The organism is Bacillus amyloliquefaciens DSM 7 = ATCC 23350, assembly GCF_000196735.1.
Taxonomy (GTDB): domain Bacteria; phylum Bacillota; class Bacilli; order Bacillales; family Bacillaceae; genus Bacillus; species Bacillus amyloliquefaciens.
Genome location: NC_014551.1, coordinates 3,015,418 through 3,033,425 on the forward strand (window position 1 = coordinate 3,015,418; position 18,008 = coordinate 3,033,425).

Genomic DNA, 18,008 nt, shown 5'->3' on the forward strand with positions numbered 1-18,008 from the left:
TCTTTGAAAAAACGCAAAATCGGAATGGCGATGGCGCTCATCGCGGCTGCCGGAACCATATTAAGCGCATGCGGTTCAAGTGACAAAGCAAACGGCTCCGGAAGCAAAAACTTTACCGTCGGCATGGTCACAGATATCGGCGGCGTCGATGACAAATCATTCAACCAGTCCGCCTGGGAAGGCATCCAGGCATTCGGAAAAGACAAAGGGCTTACAAAAGGCAAAAGCGGTTTTGACTATCTTCAATCAAAATCAGATGCGGATTATACAACGAACTTAAATAAATTAGCGCGGGAACACTTTGACCTGATATACGGAGTCGGGTATTTGATGCAGGATTCCATCAGCGAAATCGCCGATCAGCGCAAAGACACGAATTTTGCGATTATTGACGCCGTTGTCAAAAAAGACAACGTGGCGAGCCTTACATTTAAAGAGCAGGAAGGTTCATTCCTCGTGGGAGCAGCCGCTGCGTTATCGAGCAAAACGGGAAAAGTCGGATTCGTGGGCGGAATGGAGTCTGAATTGATCAAAAAATTTGAAATCGGCTTCCGCGCCGGTGTACAAGCCGCAAATCCGAAAGCGGTCGTCGAAGTGAAATATGCGGGCGGATTTGACAAAGCCGATGTCGGCAAGGCGACGGCTGAAAGCATGTACAAATCGGGCGTTGACGTCATTTATCACGCGGCCGGCGCAACGGGAACGGGCGTCTTCACTGAAGCCAAAAATCTTAAAAAAGAAGATCCGAAGCGGAACGTATGGGTCATCGGTGTTGATAAAGACCAGTACGCCGAAGGTCAAGTCGAAGGCACAAAAGACAATGTCACACTTACATCAATGGTCAAAAAAGTGGATACAGCCGTGAAGGACTTAACGAAAAAAGCAAGTGACGGAAAATTCCCTGGCGGCAAAACATTAACATACGGTTTGGCGCAAGATGCAGTCGGCATCTCGGATCACAAGGAAAACCTTTCTGACGATGTCATCAAAGCAACAGACGATTGGAAGAAGAAAATCGCGGACGGACTCGAGATCCCTTCAACTGAAAAAGAATTGAAATCCTTCAAGGCTGAGTAAGAATCAGGGGATAAGGAGACTTTCGTGCTTATCCCCTCTCTTTTTTGAAAAGAGCGGTGAAGGAAAAGCTGCATCTTTTGCAGCTTTTCTTTTGCCAAGCTCTTTTTCATCAAAGCATCTCTAAAAAGGAGCGTCAAATCGGTGGATTATATCATTGAAATGCTTAATATACGCAAGGAATTTCCGGGAATCGTCGCCAATGATGACGTCACGCTTCAAGTAAAAAAAGGCGAAATACACGCCCTGCTCGGTGAAAACGGCGCGGGAAAATCGACACTCATGAACGTTTTATTCGGCCTGTATCAGCCGGAAAAAGGCGAGATCCGGGTGCGGGGTGAACGCGTTCACATCAACAGCCCGAACAAAGCCAATGATCTCGGCATCGGAATGGTGCACCAGCATTTTATGCTTGTGGATACCTTTACCGTCTCAGAAAATATTATTCTCGGAAAAGAACCGAAAACATTGGGCCGGATTGACAGAAAGCGCGCCGCCCGGGACGTGCGCGATATTTCCGGCCGTTACGGCCTGCAGATTGATCCCGAAGCCAAAGTTGCCGATATTTCTGTCGGCATGCAGCAGCGGGCGGAAATATTAAAGACCCTCTACAGAGGTGCCGACATTCTCATTTTTGATGAACCGACCGCGGTGCTGACCCCGCACGAAATTCAAGAACTGATTCAGATTATGAAAAACCTGGTCAATGAAGGAAAATCAATTATCCTCATCACCCACAAATTAAAAGAAATTATGGAAGTCTGCGACCGTGTCACCATCATCCGGAAAGGAAAAGGCATTACAACACTCGATGTCGCACAGACGGATCAAGATGAACTGGCAAGCCTTATGGTCGGGCGCGAAGTTTCATTCAAAACGGATAAACAACCGGCTGATCCGAAACAAGAAGTGCTTTCGCTTTCTGATGTAACGGTTAAAGACGCGCGCGGAGTTGAGGCAGTCAAACAGCTCTCCCTCTCTGTCAGAGCCGGTGAAATCGTCGGCATTGCGGGCGTTGACGGAAACGGCCAGTCTGAATTAATTGAGGCGATTACAGGTCTCAGAAAAACACATGCCGGCACGATCACATTAAACGGCAGACAGTTGCAAAACATGCCGCCGCGGAAAATGACTGAAGCCGGAATCGGGCATATACCGCAGGACAGGCATAAACACGGGCTCGTCCTTGATTTTCCGATCGGAGAAAATATCGTGCTGCAAAGTTATTATCAAAAGCCCTACTCTTCTTTCGGCATATTAAATAAACACGCGATTTATGACAAAGCGCGAAGCCTGATTGAAGAATACGACGTCAGAACGCCTGATGAATATACGCCTGCGCGCGCGCTGTCGGGAGGAAATCAGCAAAAGGCCATTATCGGGCGGGAAGTGGACAGAAATCCGGATCTTTTAATTGCGGCCCAGCCGACGCGGGGACTCGATGTCGGCGCGATTGAATTCGTCCATAAAAAGCTCATTGAGCAGCGTGACGCCGGTAAAGCGGTGCTGCTATTGTCTTTTGAGCTTGATGAAATCATGAATCTCAGCGATCGCATCGCCGTCATCTTTGAAGGCAGCATCATCGCAAACGTCAATCCGCTTGAAACAAGCGAGCAGGAGCTCGGACTTTTAATGGCGGGAAGTAAGCAAATGGAGGCAGGGAAAATACATGATTAATCGACTTTCTCATCTGGCTGTGCCGCTGATTGCGATCATCCTTGGTTTGGCTGCGGGCGCAGTCATCATGCTCGCAAGCGGCTACAATGTCGCAAGCGGGTATTCGGCTCTTTGGAACGGCATTTTCGGCGAGGTGTATTACATCGGGGAAACGATCCGGCAGATTACGCCTTATATTTTGTCCGGATTGGCTGTGGCGTTCGCATTTCGGACCGGCCTGTTCAATATCGGTGTTGAAGGACAGCTCCTTGTCGGCTGGACCGCCGCGGTTTGGGTCGGTACTTCCTTTGACGCCCCCGCTTACATCCACCTTCCGCTTGCGTTATTGGCGGCTGCTGCCGCGGGAGGCATTTGGGGGCTGATTCCCGGATTTTTAAAAGCCCGTTTTTTTGTCCATGAAGTGATTGTCACGATCATGATGAATTATATCGCTCTTCATTTAACCAATTATCTCATTTCCGATGTCATGACCGATCACCGGGACAAAACAGGCAAAATTCATGAAAGCGCGTCGCTCCGCTCGCCGTTTTTAGAGCAGCTGACAGATTACTCCCGCCTTCACTGGGGCATTCTGATCGCTCTCTTCATGGCAGTCTTCATGTGGTTTATTATTCATAAAACAAAAAGCGGATTCGAATTCCGGGCTGTGGGATTTAACCAGCACGCCGCACAATACGCCGGAATGAGCGTCAGAAAAAATATGATGTACGCCATGATGATTTCCGGTGCATTCGCGGGGCTGGCCGGTGCGATGGAAGGACTCGGAACCTTTCAATATGCGGCGGTTAAAGGCGCGTTTACCGGAGTCGGATTCGACGGCATCGCGGTTGCGCTTCTCGGCGGCAGCACGGCAATCGGCGTGGTTCTTGCGGCATGTCTTCTCGGCGGCCTTAAAGTCGGCGCCTTAAATATGCCGATTGAATCCGGCGTGCCTTCTGAAGTCGTTGACATCGTCATCGCCATTATTATTTTATTTGTGGCATCAAGCTACGCCATCCGGCTCATCCTTGATAAATTGAAGAATAAAGGGGCGAAGTAAGTGGACTTCCTGCAGATTTTATCCATTATTGTCCCGGCAACACTCGTATATGCGGCTCCGCTTATTTTAACCGCTCTCGGCGGCGTGTTTTCCGAAAGATCAGGGGTTGTCAATATCGGTCTGGAAGGACTGATGATTATCGGCGCCTTTACAAGCGTCATGTTCAACTTATTTTTCGGACGCGAGCTCGGTGCCGCTGCTCCGTGGCTTGCCTTGGCTGCCGCCATGATTGCGGGCGGGCTGTTCTCGCTGATTCACGCGGCTGCCGCGGTTTCTTTCCGTGCCGACCAGACGGTAACCGGTGTGGCGATCAATATGCTCGCATTAGGAGCGACACTGTTTATCGTCAAGCTGATTTACGGAAAAGCTCAGACTGATAAAATTCCCGTGCCCTTTTACAAAGCGAACATCCCCGGGTTAAGCGATATTCCGGTTTTAGGAAAGATTTTCTTTTCTGACGTATATTATACGTCGATTTTAGCTATCGTACTGGCCTTTGTTTCCTGGTTTATTTTATTCAAAACGCCGTTCGGCCTCCGTATCCGTTCTGTCGGCGAACACCCGATGGCGGCCGATACGATGGGAATCAATGTGTTTGGCATGCGCTATATCGGCGTCATGATCAGCGGGCTGTTCGGCGGGCTCGGCGGCGGTGTATATGCTTCCACGATCGCGCTTGATTTCACGCACTCTACCATTTCCGGGCAAGGCTTTATCGCTCTTGCCGCTCTTGTTTTCGGCAAATGGCATCCGATCGGCGCGCTCGGAGCGGCGCTGTTCTTCGGATTTGCGCAAAGTTTAAGCATTATCGGCTCGCTTTTGCCCCTGTTCAAAGACATTCCGAATGTATACATGCTGATGGCCCCTTACATCCTGACCATTCTCGCGCTTGCCGGCTTCATCGGCCGCGCTGATGCGCCTAAAGCCAACGGCATCCCTTACATTAAAGGAAAACGCTGATCATCACACAAAAAAGAGTTCCGCGCCCTGGTGCCGGAACTCTTTTCATTTATAGACGATTCTTATATACTCACGCGGCTGAAACGGTGTTTGTATTGATTCAGCCGCACTCAGCTTGCCGTGTGCGTATTCCGCACCGAGAAAAAAACTCTCCCATTCATCTGCCTCCGTCTGCTGCCGTCCTTTGCAAAAACCGTCCGCTATGAATGTTCCTGCGATAATAGAGCAAAATATTCCAATACAGGCCGCCGCCTTTCTCTTCATCTGACCAGCTCCTTTTTTAAAGCTTGATCTGAAAGATAAAAGTATATACAAAGATCAGGAAATTTGATAAATTTATTTTGGGTTCAAAAGACCACAAAAATACAGAGAGGAATACATTATGCCGTAGCAGGGTAAAAAAAAGTGCGATATAATTTGTACTGGGTCCTATGACCGTGAATTGATTGGTTCACTCTTACATAAAGCAGTTGCTTGATGAAAAACAAGCAAAGGAGGTCTTTTGTTGCAGCTGTTACATTTCGCGATTTTGGCGCCTTTTTTATTTGCATTTATCGTTCCCTTTCTCTATAAACGGGTAAAACGGGTCCATACAGGCTGGTTTGTGCTGATATTGCCCGTTGTGCTGTTTGTTTACTTTATCAGCAAGCTCCCTATTACAATGGCCGGAGAGACCGTCCGGTATGCGGCCGAATGGATTCCGTTCCTCGGCATTAACTATACCGTTTATATTGACGGACTCGGGCTGTTATTCGCTTTATTGATTACGGGAATCGGCTCTTTGGTGACTCTTTACAGCATTTTTTACTTATCGAAGGACAAAGAAAAGCTCGGCCCCTTTTATGTGTACCTGCTGATGTTTATGGGCGCGATGCTCGGCGTTGTGCTCGTCGATAATGTCATTGTGCTTTATATGTTTTGGGAGCTGACAAGCCTGTCATCCTTCTTATTAATCGGGTATTGGTATAAGCGGGAGAAATCACGCTACGGGGCGGAAAAATCACTATTGATTACCGTCGGCGGCGGACTGTGTATGCTCGGCGGCTTTATCCTGCTGTATCTGATGACAGACTCATTCAGTATCAGAGAAATGGTCAACCAGGTGCATATTATTGCCGGCCATCCGTTCTTTATTCCGGCGATGATTCTCCTGTTACTGGGAGCCTTTACGAAATCAGCGCAGTTTCCGTTTTACATCTGGCTGCCTGATGCCATGGAGGCGCCGACTCCTGTCAGCGCCTATCTGCACTCGGCTACAATGGTGAAAGCGGGTATTTATCTGATTGCCAGATTCAGCCCGATTTTTGCATTTTCACCCGTCTGGTTTTGGACGGTTGCCTCAGTCGGTCTCATCACGATGGTATGGGCTTCCTTCAACGCGGTCAGACAAACCGATTTAAAAGCGATTCTGGCTTTTTCCACAGTCAGCCAGCTCGGTATGATTGTATCTATGCTCGGTGCAGGAGCCGCCGCGCTTCATTATCAGCATTCAGAGTATTTTACGTTGGCTGTGACCGCGGCTGTGTTTCACTTAATAAACCATGCTACTTTTAAAGGAAGTTTATTTATGGTGGTCGGCATTATCGACCATGAAACGGGGACACGGGATATCCGCAGGCTCGGAGGACTGATGGCGCTCATGCCGGTAACGTTCACCGTTTCATTGATCGGAACGTTTTCCATGGCGGGCCTCCCTCCTTTTAACGGCTTTTTAAGTAAAGAAATGTTCTTTACAAGCATGCTGCGGATTGCTCATGCAGATATTTTCAATCTTGATACGTGGGGCGTGCTGTTCCCCGTTCTCGCATGGATCGGCAGTGTCTTCACTTTTATCTACAGCATGAAGCTGTTTTTCAGAACGTTCAGAGGCGCGCGCAAACCTGATCAGCTTGAAAAGACGCCGCATGAAGCTCCGCTCGGCATGCTGATTTCGCCGGTAATTCTTGCCGCTTGCGCCGTCAGTCTGTTTTTCGCACCGAACGTTTTGTCCTACAGCCTGATTGAACCGGCGATGAATTCCATTTATCCGGCTCTGTTAACCGGCGGAGATACATTCCACGTCCATATTTCCCAGTGGCACGGGGTGACGGCTGAGTTATTGATGACCCTCGGGATCATCATTGTCGGCACAATCGGTTACGTGACGCTGTCTAAATGGGAGCGGCTGTACGGACTGTTTCCGAAAAAACTGTCATTGAACCGGCTTTACGATGCGGTGACGGGCAATATGGAAAAAAGATCTTATCAGCTGACGTCATCTTATATGACCGGATTCTTGCGGGATTATCTGCTGTATACTTTTGCGGCGTTTATCATTCTCATCGGAACGGCGTTTGTGATGAAAGGCGGCTTTTCCGTGACAACGAAAGGAATGGCTGAAATCGGCCTGTATGAAATCGTGCTCTCCCTCGTTATGGTGAGCGCGACGGCGGCGACTGTGTTTGCCAAATCGCGGCTGACGGCCATTATCTCACTCGGTGTTGTCGGGTACACGCTCGCGCTGTTTTTCGTGATTTTCAGAGCGCCCGATCTGGCGCTCACACAGCTTGTCATTGAGACGATATCCGTCGCCTTGTTTCTTCTTTGTTTTTATCATCTGCCGAAAATGCGGCGGAAAAAGAAGACAAGAACATTCCGGATGACGAATTTTATCATTTCTCTCGGCGTCGGCGTCATCGTGACAATGCTCGGGATCGCGTCTTCCAGCGAAAAAACAAAAGACAGCATCGCCTCCTTTTTCACCGCTTACAGCCATAAGCTCGGGGGAGGCAACAATATCGTCAACGTCATCCTCGTTGATTTCAGGGGATTTGATACGATGTTTGAAATCACAGTGCTGTCGATTGCCGCACTCGGCATTTACAGCATGATCAGAACGAAAGTAAAAGAGGAGGGAGAAGAGCGTTGAGACAGCAAAAAACAAACGACATCATCCTTCAGACGGCTACGAAGCTTGTATCTTTTATCATTCTGCTTTTCTCTTTCTATTTATTTTTAGCGGGGCATAACGCTCCCGGCGGAGGATTTGTCGGCGGGCTGATTACGTCTTCGGCCATCGTGCTTTTGCTTTTGGCCTTTGATTTAAAAACCGTCAAATCGATTTTGCCCGTCAATTTTATTTATGTAGCGGCCGTGGGTCTGCTTATCGCAATTGCGACGGGTGCAGGTTCGTTCTTATTCGGGGCGCCCTTTCTCACCCATACATTCGGCCATTTTCATCTCCCGGTGCTTGGGAATACGGAGCTTGCGACGGCCACTTTGTTTGATTTAGGTGTGTATCTCGTTGTTGTCGGCGTTACGATGACCATTATTCAAACGATTGGAGAGGAAGAATAGTGGAAATCTTAATGTCTGTCATAGCCGGTATTTTGTTTATGGCGGCAACCTACCTGCTGCTTTCTAAAAGTCTGCTGCGCGTGATTATCGGCACCGCGCTTTTAAGCCACGGCGTCCATTTGCTGCTTCTGACCATGGGCGGACTGAAAAAAGGCGCCCCTCCCATACTGGGCGGGAAAAGCACATTGTTTGTCGATCCGCTGCCGCAGGCACTCATACTGACGGCGATCGTTATTTCGTTCGGCGTCACGTCCTTCCTGCTCGTAATGGCGTTTCGCGCCTATCAGGAACTGAAATCGGACGATATGGATCGAATGAGGGGAAATGATCAACATGAATAACTTTGTGATATTGCCTATCCTGGTGCCGCTGCTTGCCGCGGTGCTGCTGATTTTTATGAACAGGCACATTATGCTGATGCGGATATTCAGCACCGCCGCTTCCGCTGTCTCCATCGTCATCAGCGCCATTCTCGTTCAGACGGTTTTTACACACGGGATTCAGACGCTGACGCTCGGCGGCTGGAAAGCGCCGTACGGCATTGTGCTCGCCGCAGATCAGCTCGCCGCACTGCTTGTTTTGACAACCGCGGTCATCGGATTGCTTGTCATTTTGTACTCCTTCCGCTCCATCGGAGAAAAACGGGAGCGCGCTTTCTATTATTCAGGGGTGCAGTTTCTTCTGGCCGGTGTAAGCGGAGCGTTTTTGACGGGTGATCTGTTCAACATGTACGTCTTTTTTGAGTTACTGCTGATCGCGTCTTACATGCTGATCGTGCTTGGCGGAACGAAAATTCAATTAAGAGAATCATTGAAGTATATCGTATTTAACATTGTGTCATCCGCGTTTTTTGTCATCGGTGTCGGTTACTTATATGCGGTGACGGGCACGCTGAATATGGCTGATCTGAGCGTAAAAATAAGCGAATCGGGCCAGACCGGGTTGATAACCGTCATCGGCGTCCTGTTTATCGTCGTTTTCGGTTTAAAGGGCGGGATATTCCCGCTGTATTTTTGGATGCCGGGCTCTTATTACGCCCCGCCGGCTGCGATTTCAGCCTTATTTGGATCTCTTTTGACGAAAGTCGGCCTGTATGCCATTTTGAGAGTATTCACCCTGATTTTTATTCACGATACAGGCTTTACCCACCAATTGATGATGTGGCTTGCGATGCTGACGGTGTTATTCGGCGTAATCGGATCTATCGCCTTTTCGGATGTCATGAAAATCGTCATCTACAATATTATTACAGCCGTCGGCGTGATTTTGTTCGGCATTGCCATGAACACGCCTGCCTCCATTCAAGGAGCGGTGTATTACTTGATTCACGATATGCTGATTAAAGGAGCCCTGTTTATGCTGGCGGGCACGCTTATCGCGTTGACAGGCACTGCCAGTCTGCACAAAATGGGCGGATTGATCACCCGTTATCCGGTTTTAGGCTGGATGTTCTTTATCTCCGCCATATCTCTGGCCGGCATCCCGCCGTTCAGCGGATTTGTAGGCAAGCTGAAGATCGCGGAAGGCGGTTTCGATAAGGGGGAAACATTGTTTTCCGTATTGATTCTGCTGTCAAGCCTGCTAGTGCTGTACTCCGTGCTGAAGGTTTTTACGACCGCTTTTTGGGGAGAAGAAAAAGAAATACCGGGCACCGCAAGACGGTCCGCAAAAGGACTTCTTTATCCGGCAGCCGCTTTTCTCCTATTGTCGCTTCTGTTCGGACTCGGAACCGAATGGGTTTCACCGTATGTCAATCAGACGGCTGAGAATCTGCTGAATCCGGAAAAATACATTGAAGCTGTTTTGAAGGAGTAGATGGCATGGCTTTTCAACTATTATTAAATGTGTTTCTCGCTGTTTGCTGGATGTTTCTCACAAACAGCCTCAGCACGGCGGGATTTATTACCGGATTTATCGCGGGCTTGGCGGCGCTGTTTTTTTTCCGGCGCTTCTTCTCGCAGCCGTTTTATATTTGGAAAATATGGTCAGTCATCAAACTGATGCTGATCTTTATAAAAGAATTATATCTGGCCAATGTCAGCGTGCTGAAAACCATTATGTCTCCGAAAATGAACATCCGCCCGGGTATTTTCGCGTTTAAGACGGAATTGACGGAGGATTGGGAGATCACGCTGCTCTCGCTGTTGATCACTTTAACACCGGGTACGCTTGTGATGGATATCTCCGATGATCGGTCGATTCTCTATATACACGCCATGGACATTGAAGATGCGGAGAAAGCGATTCATGACATCCGTGTCTCTTTTGAGAAAGCCATTCAGGAGGTGAGCCGCTGATGTTTACGTTTATTCTGCAATTATCGCTCGGCATTATGGCGGTTTCGACTCTTCTGTACGTCATTCGCGTCATTAAAGGGCCTACGATACCGGACCGGGTCGTCGCGCTTGATGGGATCGGCATTAATCTGATTGCCATGACCGCGCTTGTATCCATTCTCATAAAAACAACGGCCTTTTTGGACATCATTCTGCTGCTCGGCATTTTATCATTTATCGGTACGATTGCCTTCGCTAAGTTTTTGGAGAAAGGAGAGATTATCGAAAATGATCGATATCGTTAAATGGGCCGTCGCCGTTTGTATTCTGATGGGATCGCTGATCTGTCTGGTCGCGTCTTTCGGCACACTCAGGCTTCCTGATGTGTATACACGCGCCCACGCCTCCTCAAAAGGCTCGACACTCGGCGTTAATTTGATATTGCTCGGCGTTTTGGGTTACTTGTGGATGCTGACCGGAGAAATTTCTGTAAAAATACTGCTCGGGATGATTTTTATCCTGCTGACGGCTCCGGTCGGGGCGCACCTCATCTGCAGGGCGGCGTACAATTCAGGAGCGGCGCTTGATAAAAGAAGCGTTCAGGATGATTATAAAGGGATCAGAAACTTTGTGATCAAACGAAAAAAAGATTCATATTTGTAAAAACAAACAGCCGGACGATTCAGGGTTCCGGCTGTTTGTTTATTTTGTTATAACAGCCAGCGTGCAGCGGGAAACACAGATCAGCCTTTCTCTTTCATCAAAAATTTTAATCTCGTAAACAATGGTTGTTCTGCCTGTATGAACGGGTTGCGCAATCGCCGTGACCGTACCGCCCTCTTTCACGGATTTTAAATGATTGGCGTTAATCTCAAGTCCGACACACGCCTGTGACGACTGATCGATAAAATGCTGGGCCCCGACACTGGCTGCGGTCTCCGCCAGCGCTGCTGATGCGCCTCCGTGCAGATATCCGAAAGGCTGCACCGTCCTCTTATCCACCGGCATAACCGCGACGCATCTTCCCGCCGTGTTTTCAGTGATTTCAATGCCGAGTGCGCCGAGCAATGTATTTTTCAGATTCATAGGTCATTCTCCTTTCAAGGTTTATAGTACGTTATCTGACTTGGCGATCAGCACCGCTTCTGTACGGGAGCCGACATTCAGCTTGTTAAAAATGGATGTCAGGCTGTATTCAATCGACCGCTTGCTTAAGTGAAGCGCATCGGCGATTTCCTGATTGGTCAAACCTTTTTCGACCTCTTGAAGAATATGGCGCTCTCTCGGTGTTAACCGATCCTGCTCACTTTGAGGGGAAGAAGACGTTTTTGTTTTTTGCTGGGTCAACAGCTGTTTGAAATAGGAGAAATCAACTAAAATCTGTCCGTTAAGCACGTGATATATGTATTGCATGATTTTCTCTTTAGACTCGGTTTTGCTGATGGCACCGTGCAGACCCGCGCGGATGGATTCTTCAAAATAATCTTCAACCTCATAACCTGTGTAAACAATGATTTTGCAGAGAGGATTCTCTTTTAAGATTTTCTTGGAAAGCTCTATGCCGCTGAGGTCATCACCCAGATTTAAATCCATTAATATGAGATCGTAAGCTGAAAAATCATGCCGAAGAACGAATTGTTCACTGGCATCGGGACTAAGGCAATCGACAGAAAGATTCGTGTCCGTTTCCAGCATCGTCTTGGTGCCCTCCATGACAGCCGGATGATCATCAATCACTAGTATCTTTTTCATGGTTTCCTCCCTTTTACTCATTCATTTCCATTTTATTAAAAAGACTTGGCTTCTGCCAAGTCGATTTAGTGATAAATTGGTTACAATTCCATTTCAATATCCGCTTTAAAACCATTTCCTTCACTTGTGTCGATTTTCATCCGGCCGTCAAGCGCCCGGACGCGCTCCTTAATACCCGAAAGCCCCATGCTCATCGCCTGTCCGCTGCCTTCCTCCTGATTGCATCCGACCCCGTCATCTTCATAATGCAGAATCACTTTATTTTGAATGCTGATCAGCATAATCAGCACCTCATTCGCCTGTGAATGCTTCATGGCATTCGAAAGAAATTCCTGAATGATGCGGTACAAATTCAGCTGCGTATCCAAATCCAGCGCCGCCGTAAACCGTCCCGTATTCAGACGGATATGAAACGGCGCACGCTCCTGCTGCTGAGCGGCAAGCTTGGATACCGCCTTCACCAGACCCAAATCATACAGCAGCTGAGGCCGAAGCTCATGACACGTCTCCCGGGTCATCAAAATCACATCCGACATCTGCTCATTCATCTGATGAAGCTTGTCCTGCACCTCTATGTGACAAGGCTCTTCTTTCTTAAAATCGGCCAGAAACAGCTCACACTGGCGTTTCAAAGAAATCAAATCCTGCAGCACCGAATCATGCAGATCACGGGCCAAATCCGACCGCTGCTTTTCCTCAATCGTAAACATCAGCTTTTTGAGCCAGACCGGGTTTGAACCTTGTTGTTTTAGATCTTGTAAATGGTTCATGAGTTCTTCGATCTGTAAAATGTTTTCCATCGAAACACTTGTATAAAAAGACAATGTCTTTAACCAAGAGATTTCATCCCTTGTCAGCCTTGGGGTATTAATGCTGGATAAACAGAGCAAAATGTATGAATTTGCCCCTCTTTCTCCAATCTTCATCAGAAATCCTTGATTTACTTCAATTATCTTCCCAATCTCTGATGTGACTTTATCAAATTCTTTTTTATACGGCTGCCAATTCGGTTCGATGTTTTGTTTATCAAAATAAAGAATATCTCCGTCTGAACTGATTTCAAAAATGTAAGCCTTACTTACAGGTAATACATCCAATATAGTCTTTTTCAGATTCATAAACACTTGATTTAAAGCTGACACACTTTTAAGAAGCTGTGTATATTTATAAATGCTGTCTTGATAATTGTATTTTTCTGAAAAACGTTTCAAACGGAATTTATAGTCTAAAACCTCTTTGGTGTAAAAGACCGCCAAAAAAATCAAAAACACATATAAAGTGATTTGAATGGTGTTAAAATGATTACCTTTACTTTCATATAAGATTGACAGCCATACAACCCCTATTGTAGGAACAATAGACAAAAAACTATAGTATCTAATTCTTCCCAACAAAAAATCTATATCATAAATCTTGTTGACAACAAATTGATAAACCAATGCCAATGGAATAATGAGCAGAAACGGAGCAGTTACTATAGCTGAATAAATATACTGTCCTAAAATAACTTCAGAAAGAAGATAAAGAACAGTAAATGGTAAAAAAGCTATTGTGTTAGATATTAGTAACACTTTTAATAGATAAGCATGATCTCTCTTTCTATAAATAATGGCATAATAAACAATATACATATACACTATTAGTATCTCGATAAAAAATGACAATAAATTCATGTCTCTAACAAAGTATAAATCATATCGATATCTAAAAAGTTCTGTAACAATGTTAAGGACAGGTAAACAGTAAAGAATATATACTATACTCTTTGCTGAAAATTTTATTTTTAATTCTTTAAAATATTGATATAAAAAATGCAGGTATAGTACAGGCACATTTAAAAAAGTAAAAAGATTAACATATCTATTTATCTCATATCCTCTTGTTACACCGCCTGCACTTAAATAAGCTATCGATATAAAAATTAAGAAGCAGATTAGAATATAAGCAGAAACTGTATTTTTTATACGATTGACTTTGTATATATAGAAAATACATAATAAGCTTAGTGCAAATAATATACAAGGGACAATATAAATAAAGAAACTAACTGAACTGTTTAAAGACAAATCCTCTGAACCATGCAATTGAATTTCATGATTACGTCTCTCAACCTTTAAGTTATTAGCCTTTGCTAAATAACCATTTTTGATATTTTGAGAAGAAGGCATGTGCCCATTTATCTGTAGAATTTTGTCCCCTTCTTTTAAATTCAAGTATCTTCCGTAAGAAGATTTTGTAATTTTAACAACTTCAAACTCATGTTTTGATGTTTCAACAACATAGGTTCCGACTAAAATTCCATTCTGGGTAAAGTATATAATATGTGCAATATAGAAAAAACTAAATATCAACAGTGCGATTGAAAGATGCTTAATAAAATACCTCAATGGATCACAACTCTCTTAAAAATTATTGATCCCAAAATGTAAATTCAGGTTTTTTCTTATAAGTGCTGTTACTGAATATTTCTATAATCGCGGGGATAATTGAATGGGGAATTCCGATCAAGCAAACTTCCCCCTCTTCCAATTGATGGATCACTCTTGGATTTTCTATAAGATAATTCACAATGTCTTGTTTCTTCATATTACTCCCCCATAATTCTCACCATAGTTTAATTCTTATGTTCAACTTTTCCATTTCGTTATAAATTTCATTTTCATATATTTTAATTAACATTAAAACATATTGTCTGACTCCTGCTTTACACAGCAATTCTTCAAAATAATTTCTGTCCGATATGAGAGAGTAATAGCTGTTTTTAGAATTCATCATATTTAAAACTTTTTTTGAGGCACTATTAAACTGACGATTTAAAAACAAGTTTATCAAAGTTCTTTTCTTCTTCTTTATATCACTACGGCTTTTATCAAATAAACCATAATAGTCATTTTCAATTTGTTTAATAACGCCAATTTTATAAGAATAATTCTCAATTGTTGCGTTAAATTCACCACTTGCAAGCATCGCCCCTAAAACAGCTGACATTGCAGTTAACGATCCTGATTTCTGTTTTATCATATGTAAACACTCTTCTTCAGTCTCCGGGAAATTTCTTAGATCATTATGCTGACCTTGCATTGCATTTAGGGCATATTTTATTGCAAGTCTTGAAAAATCGATGTTTGATTCAAGCTCACAAATGGCTTGCAGGCTTATTGAATACAGAGAAGTAGCCGCATTCAGGGATATAGCATGGTCAGTTTGCATCCATGCCTTATTAAAGTTATCTTCATCTTCAATATCGTCAAAAATATCAAAAGCTAAAATTAAAAGTTCAATTCCAGCGGCCAGTAGTGTGATTTCCGAGGAATGTGTACCCTTAAAAGCAACATAATGCTGGAAAGCAAGGACACCGAATGAAAAGTGCTTCTTTTCATTAATGAAGGTCAAAAGAGTCTCTTCTAAATGTAGATTATCGACTTTATCCCCAACAATTTCCTTCATCTTCCCTTTAATCGTTTCGGCATCTAAACACATTTGCTCAATAATTGTCTTCACCCTCCCATTCTATTTTACTAAATGCAGGTGATGAAAGACAGCAGGTTTTTCGTTTTTTAACAATCGTATAATACTTTATCCATGAAATGGGTGAAAAATGCACAAAAAAAAGACTTGTTTCCAAGTCTTTTTAAGAAATTTTCATTGCATATGAGAATTTATCGAGCTGATCAATGCTTTTGTTAATGTTTCGTAATGAGTCGGTTGTTTCTCTGATATCATTTTCAAGTCGGAATAATAATTGCTTTACTTCTTCTAATTTCTTTTCCACCGTTTCCACACTCCTTTTTTTGAAAGATCAATGAATTGTGTATGGTGAACGAGTCCTAGGTATTTGATCTGTTACTAATAGTGTAAACGTTTTTGCGGGATTTTTCACCGAAAAGTATGTGTAAAAGTATCTGCGTGACACCGCAAACCACGGTAATCCCATAGTCCCGAACAGAGCATTTGGCGAACAGGACTATATAACTACCATAAAGGCAGACGTTTGGGATGAAGCAGATCAATCTGGTGGTTCTGCTGGTTTTTTAACGGTTTTCCGACAAACCGCTAAGGACTATAGTCCCTGACGTCGCAATTTCAAAAGAGAATGGGCGAACAGCGTCGCATAACCACCGACAAACACCGAAAAGACCGCAACACCCGCATTGTGGTCTTTTTGCATGTCATAACTCGTTATCACGCCGCCTATACTCATGTATAACGAATGTTATCTCAGAAGGAGGCCGCCGCATGCTTTATGTGTATCCATGCTGTCCTGTTTTCGCCGCGCCATACCGCAATCCTGCGCCTGCTCCCACGATTCACGCAGATATTTTGACAGCGTCCGCAAAAGAGGCTGCGGGCATGCTGGAGGACGCCCGCCTGCTCCTTGCGCGGCTGTCGGCGTCAAAAGAGCTTGCGCGCCGCATCCTCACCGCAGCGCAATCATCTGACGCCGCGGCGGTCAAGCGGCTCATTAAGCAGACCGGCATCAAAAATGATTTTGATGTGACATTTAATCCCGACGGCATCCGTGTCAGTCTGTTCAGAGAGCAAAGCCGGTTCATCATCGCCCTCAGGTGGTCGGCTTAAAGCGCCTCAATTCACGATAAGCTGCCGGCACCATTCGATCGCCTGTAAGTAACATTCATATGCTTCTTCTTTGTCCAGTTCTTTTCCCCACTCGTCACAGTCCCAGTTGTTGCATTCAATGGCTTTGACGAGCCCGAGCATCATGTAATAATCGTTTTCATAACCGAGCAGCGCCTGTCCGACTTCATCAATTAAAGGCAGTTCTTTGACTATGTCCTCAAGCTCTCTCTGGAGAAGCGTATCGATGAGTGAAAACATGCCGATCAGCATGTAAGAGGAAGGCTGCGGTCTTCCGGTTCTTTTCGCCAGCAGTTCGCACAGCTTGGCCCTGATTAAAGAAATCTTAATGATTTCTTTTTGGCTTGAGTGGCTTTTCGCCGTTAAATCTCTGAATGAAAGAATGTAAATCAAACGCTTAATCTCATTCAGCCCAAGCATCATGATGGCCTGCTGGATGCTGTCTATCTTTTTTTTCAGCCTTGTTTGCGATCCGTTTAAAAAACGCAGAATCTGATACGATAATGTAACGTCCCGCTCTATGTATTCCGTTACGCGCTCTATATTGGGCTGGTCTTGGTTTAATTCGTTTAAAAGCTGGTAGTAAGAATGAAAATGAAACGTCAGATCATTTCCGCTGATGACACGCGGTTCACTGAAAAAATATCCTTGAAACAGGTGAAAGCCGTCTATGGCTGCCTGTTTATAATCTTTTCTTGTCTCCACTTTCTCCGCTAAATAAATCAGATTTTTACAGCTGTACGTCTGAATGATTTTTTTGCGTTCCAGACGCGAAGATTGCAGGAAATCGATTTTTAAAATATCAATATATTTCATCAGCTGTTCCAATAATTCTTCATTTGCCGGATTGATGGCGTAAAAATCATCAAGTGCTAATGTATATCCTAATTTCTTCAGCTGTCTGCATCTTGAGATCAGTGCCGGAGTGATCGGTATGTCTTCAAGAATTTCGATAATGAGCTGGTCAGGATCAAAGGAGGTAGGGAGATCTGAAAACATCAGGCTTTCTGTAAAATTCACAAAGCAGCGTTTCCCCTCTGTCAGCTTTTCGATCCCGATGTTGATAAAGCTGTTTATAATGAGATCTGTAGTAGCTTTATCTCCGTCCGCGGCCGAATAACGGTTCTCTTCACTCTCCCGGTAAAGAAGTTCATAAGCAACAACCTGTTCGTTTCTGTTGAAGATAGGCTGTCTCGCAACAAACACCTTCATTCATTTACCCCCTTAGGTGCGGCCTTCGAACATAAGTATATCAAATAACTTGACGAAATTTGTCTAAATGTGAAAAATATTATCAC

The 18,008-nt window shown here is 45.0% G+C and carries 20 protein-coding genes; 12 read left to right on the top strand and 8 right to left on the bottom strand.

Going from position 1 to position 18,008, the window contains the following annotated elements:
• Positions 1-3: 3 nt before the first annotated feature.
• From BAMF_RS35575 to BAMF_RS35590, 4 genes are all read left to right on the top strand, one after another.
• Positions 4-1,077, top strand: coding sequence for a BMP family lipoprotein (locus tag BAMF_RS35575; protein WP_013353381.1), 1,074 nt, complete (start codon positions 4-6; stop codon positions 1,075-1,077).
• Between the two features lie 141 nt (positions 1,078-1,218).
• Positions 1,219-2,751: an ABC transporter ATP-binding protein gene (locus BAMF_RS35580; RefSeq protein ID WP_013353382.1), complete on the top strand. Its 1,533-nt coding sequence runs from the start codon at positions 1,219-1,221 to the stop codon at positions 2,749-2,751.
• Positions 2,744-3,790 (top strand): ABC transporter permease, encoded by a 1,047-nt coding sequence (locus tag BAMF_RS35585; RefSeq protein ID WP_013353383.1) that lies wholly within the window; start codon positions 2,744-2,746, stop codon positions 3,788-3,790. Before BAMF_RS35580 ends, BAMF_RS35585 begins: the two co-directional genes overlap by 8 nt.
• Entirely contained in the window at positions 3,791-4,750 is a 960-nt protein-coding gene (locus BAMF_RS35590; protein WP_013353384.1) for an ABC transporter permease, read from the top strand. It abuts the gene before it with no gap.
• A gap of 45 nt (positions 4,751-4,795) precedes the next feature.
• On the opposite strand, the gene BAMF_RS35595 is transcribed toward BAMF_RS35590, so the two are convergent.
• Entirely contained in the window at positions 4,796-5,014 is a 219-nt protein-coding gene (locus BAMF_RS35595; RefSeq protein ID WP_013353385.1) for a hypothetical protein, read from the bottom strand.
• Between the two features lie 241 nt (positions 5,015-5,255).
• Between BAMF_RS35595 and BAMF_RS35600 the strand changes: the two genes are divergently transcribed.
• Genes BAMF_RS35600 through mnhG form a run of 7 tightly spaced genes read left to right on the top strand, consistent with a single transcriptional unit; the run spans position 5,256 to position 11,025 of the window.
• Complete coding sequence (locus BAMF_RS35600) at positions 5,256-7,658, top strand: Na+/H+ antiporter subunit A (RefSeq protein WP_013353386.1); 2,403 nt, start codon at positions 5,256-5,258, stop codon at positions 7,656-7,658.
• Positions 7,655-8,086, top strand: coding sequence for a Na(+)/H(+) antiporter subunit B (locus BAMF_RS35605; RefSeq protein ID WP_013353387.1), 432 nt, complete (start codon positions 7,655-7,657; stop codon positions 8,084-8,086). Before BAMF_RS35600 ends, BAMF_RS35605 begins: the two co-directional genes overlap by 4 nt.
• A complete protein-coding gene (locus BAMF_RS35610; RefSeq protein ID WP_013353388.1) occupies positions 8,086-8,427 on the top strand; it encodes a Na(+)/H(+) antiporter subunit C in 342 nt (113 codons plus the stop codon). Before BAMF_RS35605 ends, BAMF_RS35610 begins: the two co-directional genes overlap by 1 nt.
• Positions 8,420-9,901, top strand: a complete 1,482-nt coding sequence (locus BAMF_RS35615; protein ID WP_013353389.1) for a Na+/H+ antiporter subunit D — start codon at positions 8,420-8,422, stop codon at positions 9,899-9,901. Before BAMF_RS35610 ends, BAMF_RS35615 begins: the two co-directional genes overlap by 8 nt.
• A gap of 5 nt (positions 9,902-9,906) precedes the next feature.
• Positions 9,907-10,383 (top strand): Na+/H+ antiporter subunit E, encoded by a 477-nt coding sequence (locus BAMF_RS35620; RefSeq protein WP_013353390.1) that lies wholly within the window; start codon positions 9,907-9,909, stop codon positions 10,381-10,383.
• Complete coding sequence (locus BAMF_RS35625; protein WP_013353391.1) at positions 10,383-10,667, top strand: Na(+)/H(+) antiporter subunit F1; 285 nt, start codon at positions 10,383-10,385, stop codon at positions 10,665-10,667. Before BAMF_RS35620 ends, BAMF_RS35625 begins: the two co-directional genes overlap by 1 nt.
• The gene (gene mnhG / locus BAMF_RS35630) at positions 10,651-11,025 is read left to right on the top strand and encodes a monovalent cation/H(+) antiporter subunit G (protein WP_013353392.1); all 375 of its coding nucleotides are present in this window, start codon (positions 10,651-10,653) and stop codon (positions 11,023-11,025) included. The genes BAMF_RS35625 and mnhG overlap by 17 nt, the downstream gene beginning before the upstream one ends.
• Positions 11,026-11,064: 39 nt before the next feature.
• Here the strand turns inward: mnhG and BAMF_RS35635 are convergent, their stop codons facing one another.
• The 6 genes from BAMF_RS35635 to degQ form a co-directional block, all read right to left on the bottom strand.
• Positions 11,065-11,448 (bottom strand): hotdog fold thioesterase, encoded by a 384-nt coding sequence (locus BAMF_RS35635; RefSeq protein ID WP_013353393.1) that lies wholly within the window; start codon positions 11,446-11,448, stop codon positions 11,065-11,067.
• Positions 11,449-11,469: 21 nt separating this feature from the next.
• Complete coding sequence (locus BAMF_RS35640) at positions 11,470-12,114, bottom strand: response regulator transcription factor (protein WP_013353394.1); 645 nt, start codon at positions 12,112-12,114, stop codon at positions 11,470-11,472.
• Between the two features lie 80 nt (positions 12,115-12,194).
• Positions 12,195-14,501 carry a sensor histidine kinase gene (locus BAMF_RS35645; protein ID WP_013353395.1) on the bottom strand — a complete coding sequence of 769 codons (2,307 nt, stop codon included), beginning with the start codon at positions 14,499-14,501 and terminating at the stop codon, positions 12,195-12,197.
• A gap of 22 nt (positions 14,502-14,523) precedes the next feature.
• Positions 14,524-14,700 (bottom strand): competence pheromone ComX, encoded by a 177-nt coding sequence (gene comX, locus BAMF_RS35650; protein ID WP_013353396.1) that lies wholly within the window; start codon positions 14,698-14,700, stop codon positions 14,524-14,526.
• An 18-nt stretch (positions 14,701-14,718) separates the two neighbouring features.
• Positions 14,719-15,594 (bottom strand): polyprenyl synthetase family protein, encoded by an 876-nt coding sequence (locus tag BAMF_RS35655; RefSeq protein ID WP_013353397.1) that lies wholly within the window; start codon positions 15,592-15,594, stop codon positions 14,719-14,721.
• Between the two features lie 151 nt (positions 15,595-15,745).
• Complete coding sequence (gene degQ, locus BAMF_RS35660) at positions 15,746-15,886, bottom strand: degradation enzyme regulation protein DegQ (RefSeq protein WP_013353398.1); 141 nt, start codon at positions 15,884-15,886, stop codon at positions 15,746-15,748.
• A 464-nt stretch (positions 15,887-16,350) separates the two neighbouring features.
• Between degQ and BAMF_RS35665 the strand changes: the two genes are divergently transcribed.
• Positions 16,351-16,692 (top strand): hypothetical protein, encoded by a 342-nt coding sequence (locus BAMF_RS35665; RefSeq protein ID WP_013353399.1) that lies wholly within the window; start codon positions 16,351-16,353, stop codon positions 16,690-16,692.
• A gap of 6 nt (positions 16,693-16,698) precedes the next feature.
• On the opposite strand, the gene BAMF_RS35670 is transcribed toward BAMF_RS35665, so the two are convergent.
• Positions 16,699-17,922 (bottom strand): EAL and HDOD domain-containing protein, encoded by a 1,224-nt coding sequence (locus BAMF_RS35670; RefSeq protein WP_013353400.1) that lies wholly within the window; start codon positions 17,920-17,922, stop codon positions 16,699-16,701.
• Positions 17,923-18,008: the final 86 nt, after the last annotated feature.

What these genes read in the sequence shown, in the direction of transcription:
- mnhG (WP_013353392.1), top strand. Translation starts at nt 10,651, where the DNA reads ATGATCGATATCGTTAAATGGGCCGTCGCCGTTTGTATTCTGATGGGA.
- BAMF_RS35640 (WP_013353394.1), bottom strand. Translation starts at nt 12,114, where the DNA reads ATGAAAAAGATACTAGTGATTGATGATCATCCGGCTGTCATGGAGGGC.
- BAMF_RS35595 (WP_013353385.1), bottom strand. Translation starts at nt 5,014, where the DNA reads ATGAAGAGAAAGGCGGCGGCCTGTATTGGAATATTTTGCTCTATTATC.
- BAMF_RS35585 (WP_013353383.1), top strand. Translation starts at nt 2,744, where the DNA reads ATGATTAATCGACTTTCTCATCTGGCTGTGCCGCTGATTGCGATCATC.
- BAMF_RS35670 (WP_013353400.1), bottom strand. Translation starts at nt 17,922, where the DNA reads ATGAAGGTGTTTGTTGCGAGACAGCCTATCTTCAACAGAAACGAACAG.
- BAMF_RS35665 (WP_013353399.1), top strand. Translation starts at nt 16,351, where the DNA reads ATGCTTTATGTGTATCCATGCTGTCCTGTTTTCGCCGCGCCATACCGC.
- BAMF_RS35625 (WP_013353391.1), top strand. Translation starts at nt 10,383, where the DNA reads ATGTTTACGTTTATTCTGCAATTATCGCTCGGCATTATGGCGGTTTCG.
- comX (WP_013353396.1), bottom strand. Translation starts at nt 14,700, where the DNA reads ATGAAGAAACAAGACATTGTGAATTATCTTATAGAAAATCCAAGAGTG.
- BAMF_RS35635 (WP_013353393.1), bottom strand. Translation starts at nt 11,448, where the DNA reads ATGAATCTGAAAAATACATTGCTCGGCGCACTCGGCATTGAAATCACT.
- BAMF_RS35655 (WP_013353397.1), bottom strand. Translation starts at nt 15,594, where the DNA reads ATGTGTTTAGATGCCGAAACGATTAAAGGGAAGATGAAGGAAATTGTT.
- BAMF_RS35615 (WP_013353389.1), top strand. Translation starts at nt 8,420, where the DNA reads ATGAATAACTTTGTGATATTGCCTATCCTGGTGCCGCTGCTTGCCGCG.
- BAMF_RS35620 (WP_013353390.1), top strand. Translation starts at nt 9,907, where the DNA reads ATGGCTTTTCAACTATTATTAAATGTGTTTCTCGCTGTTTGCTGGATG.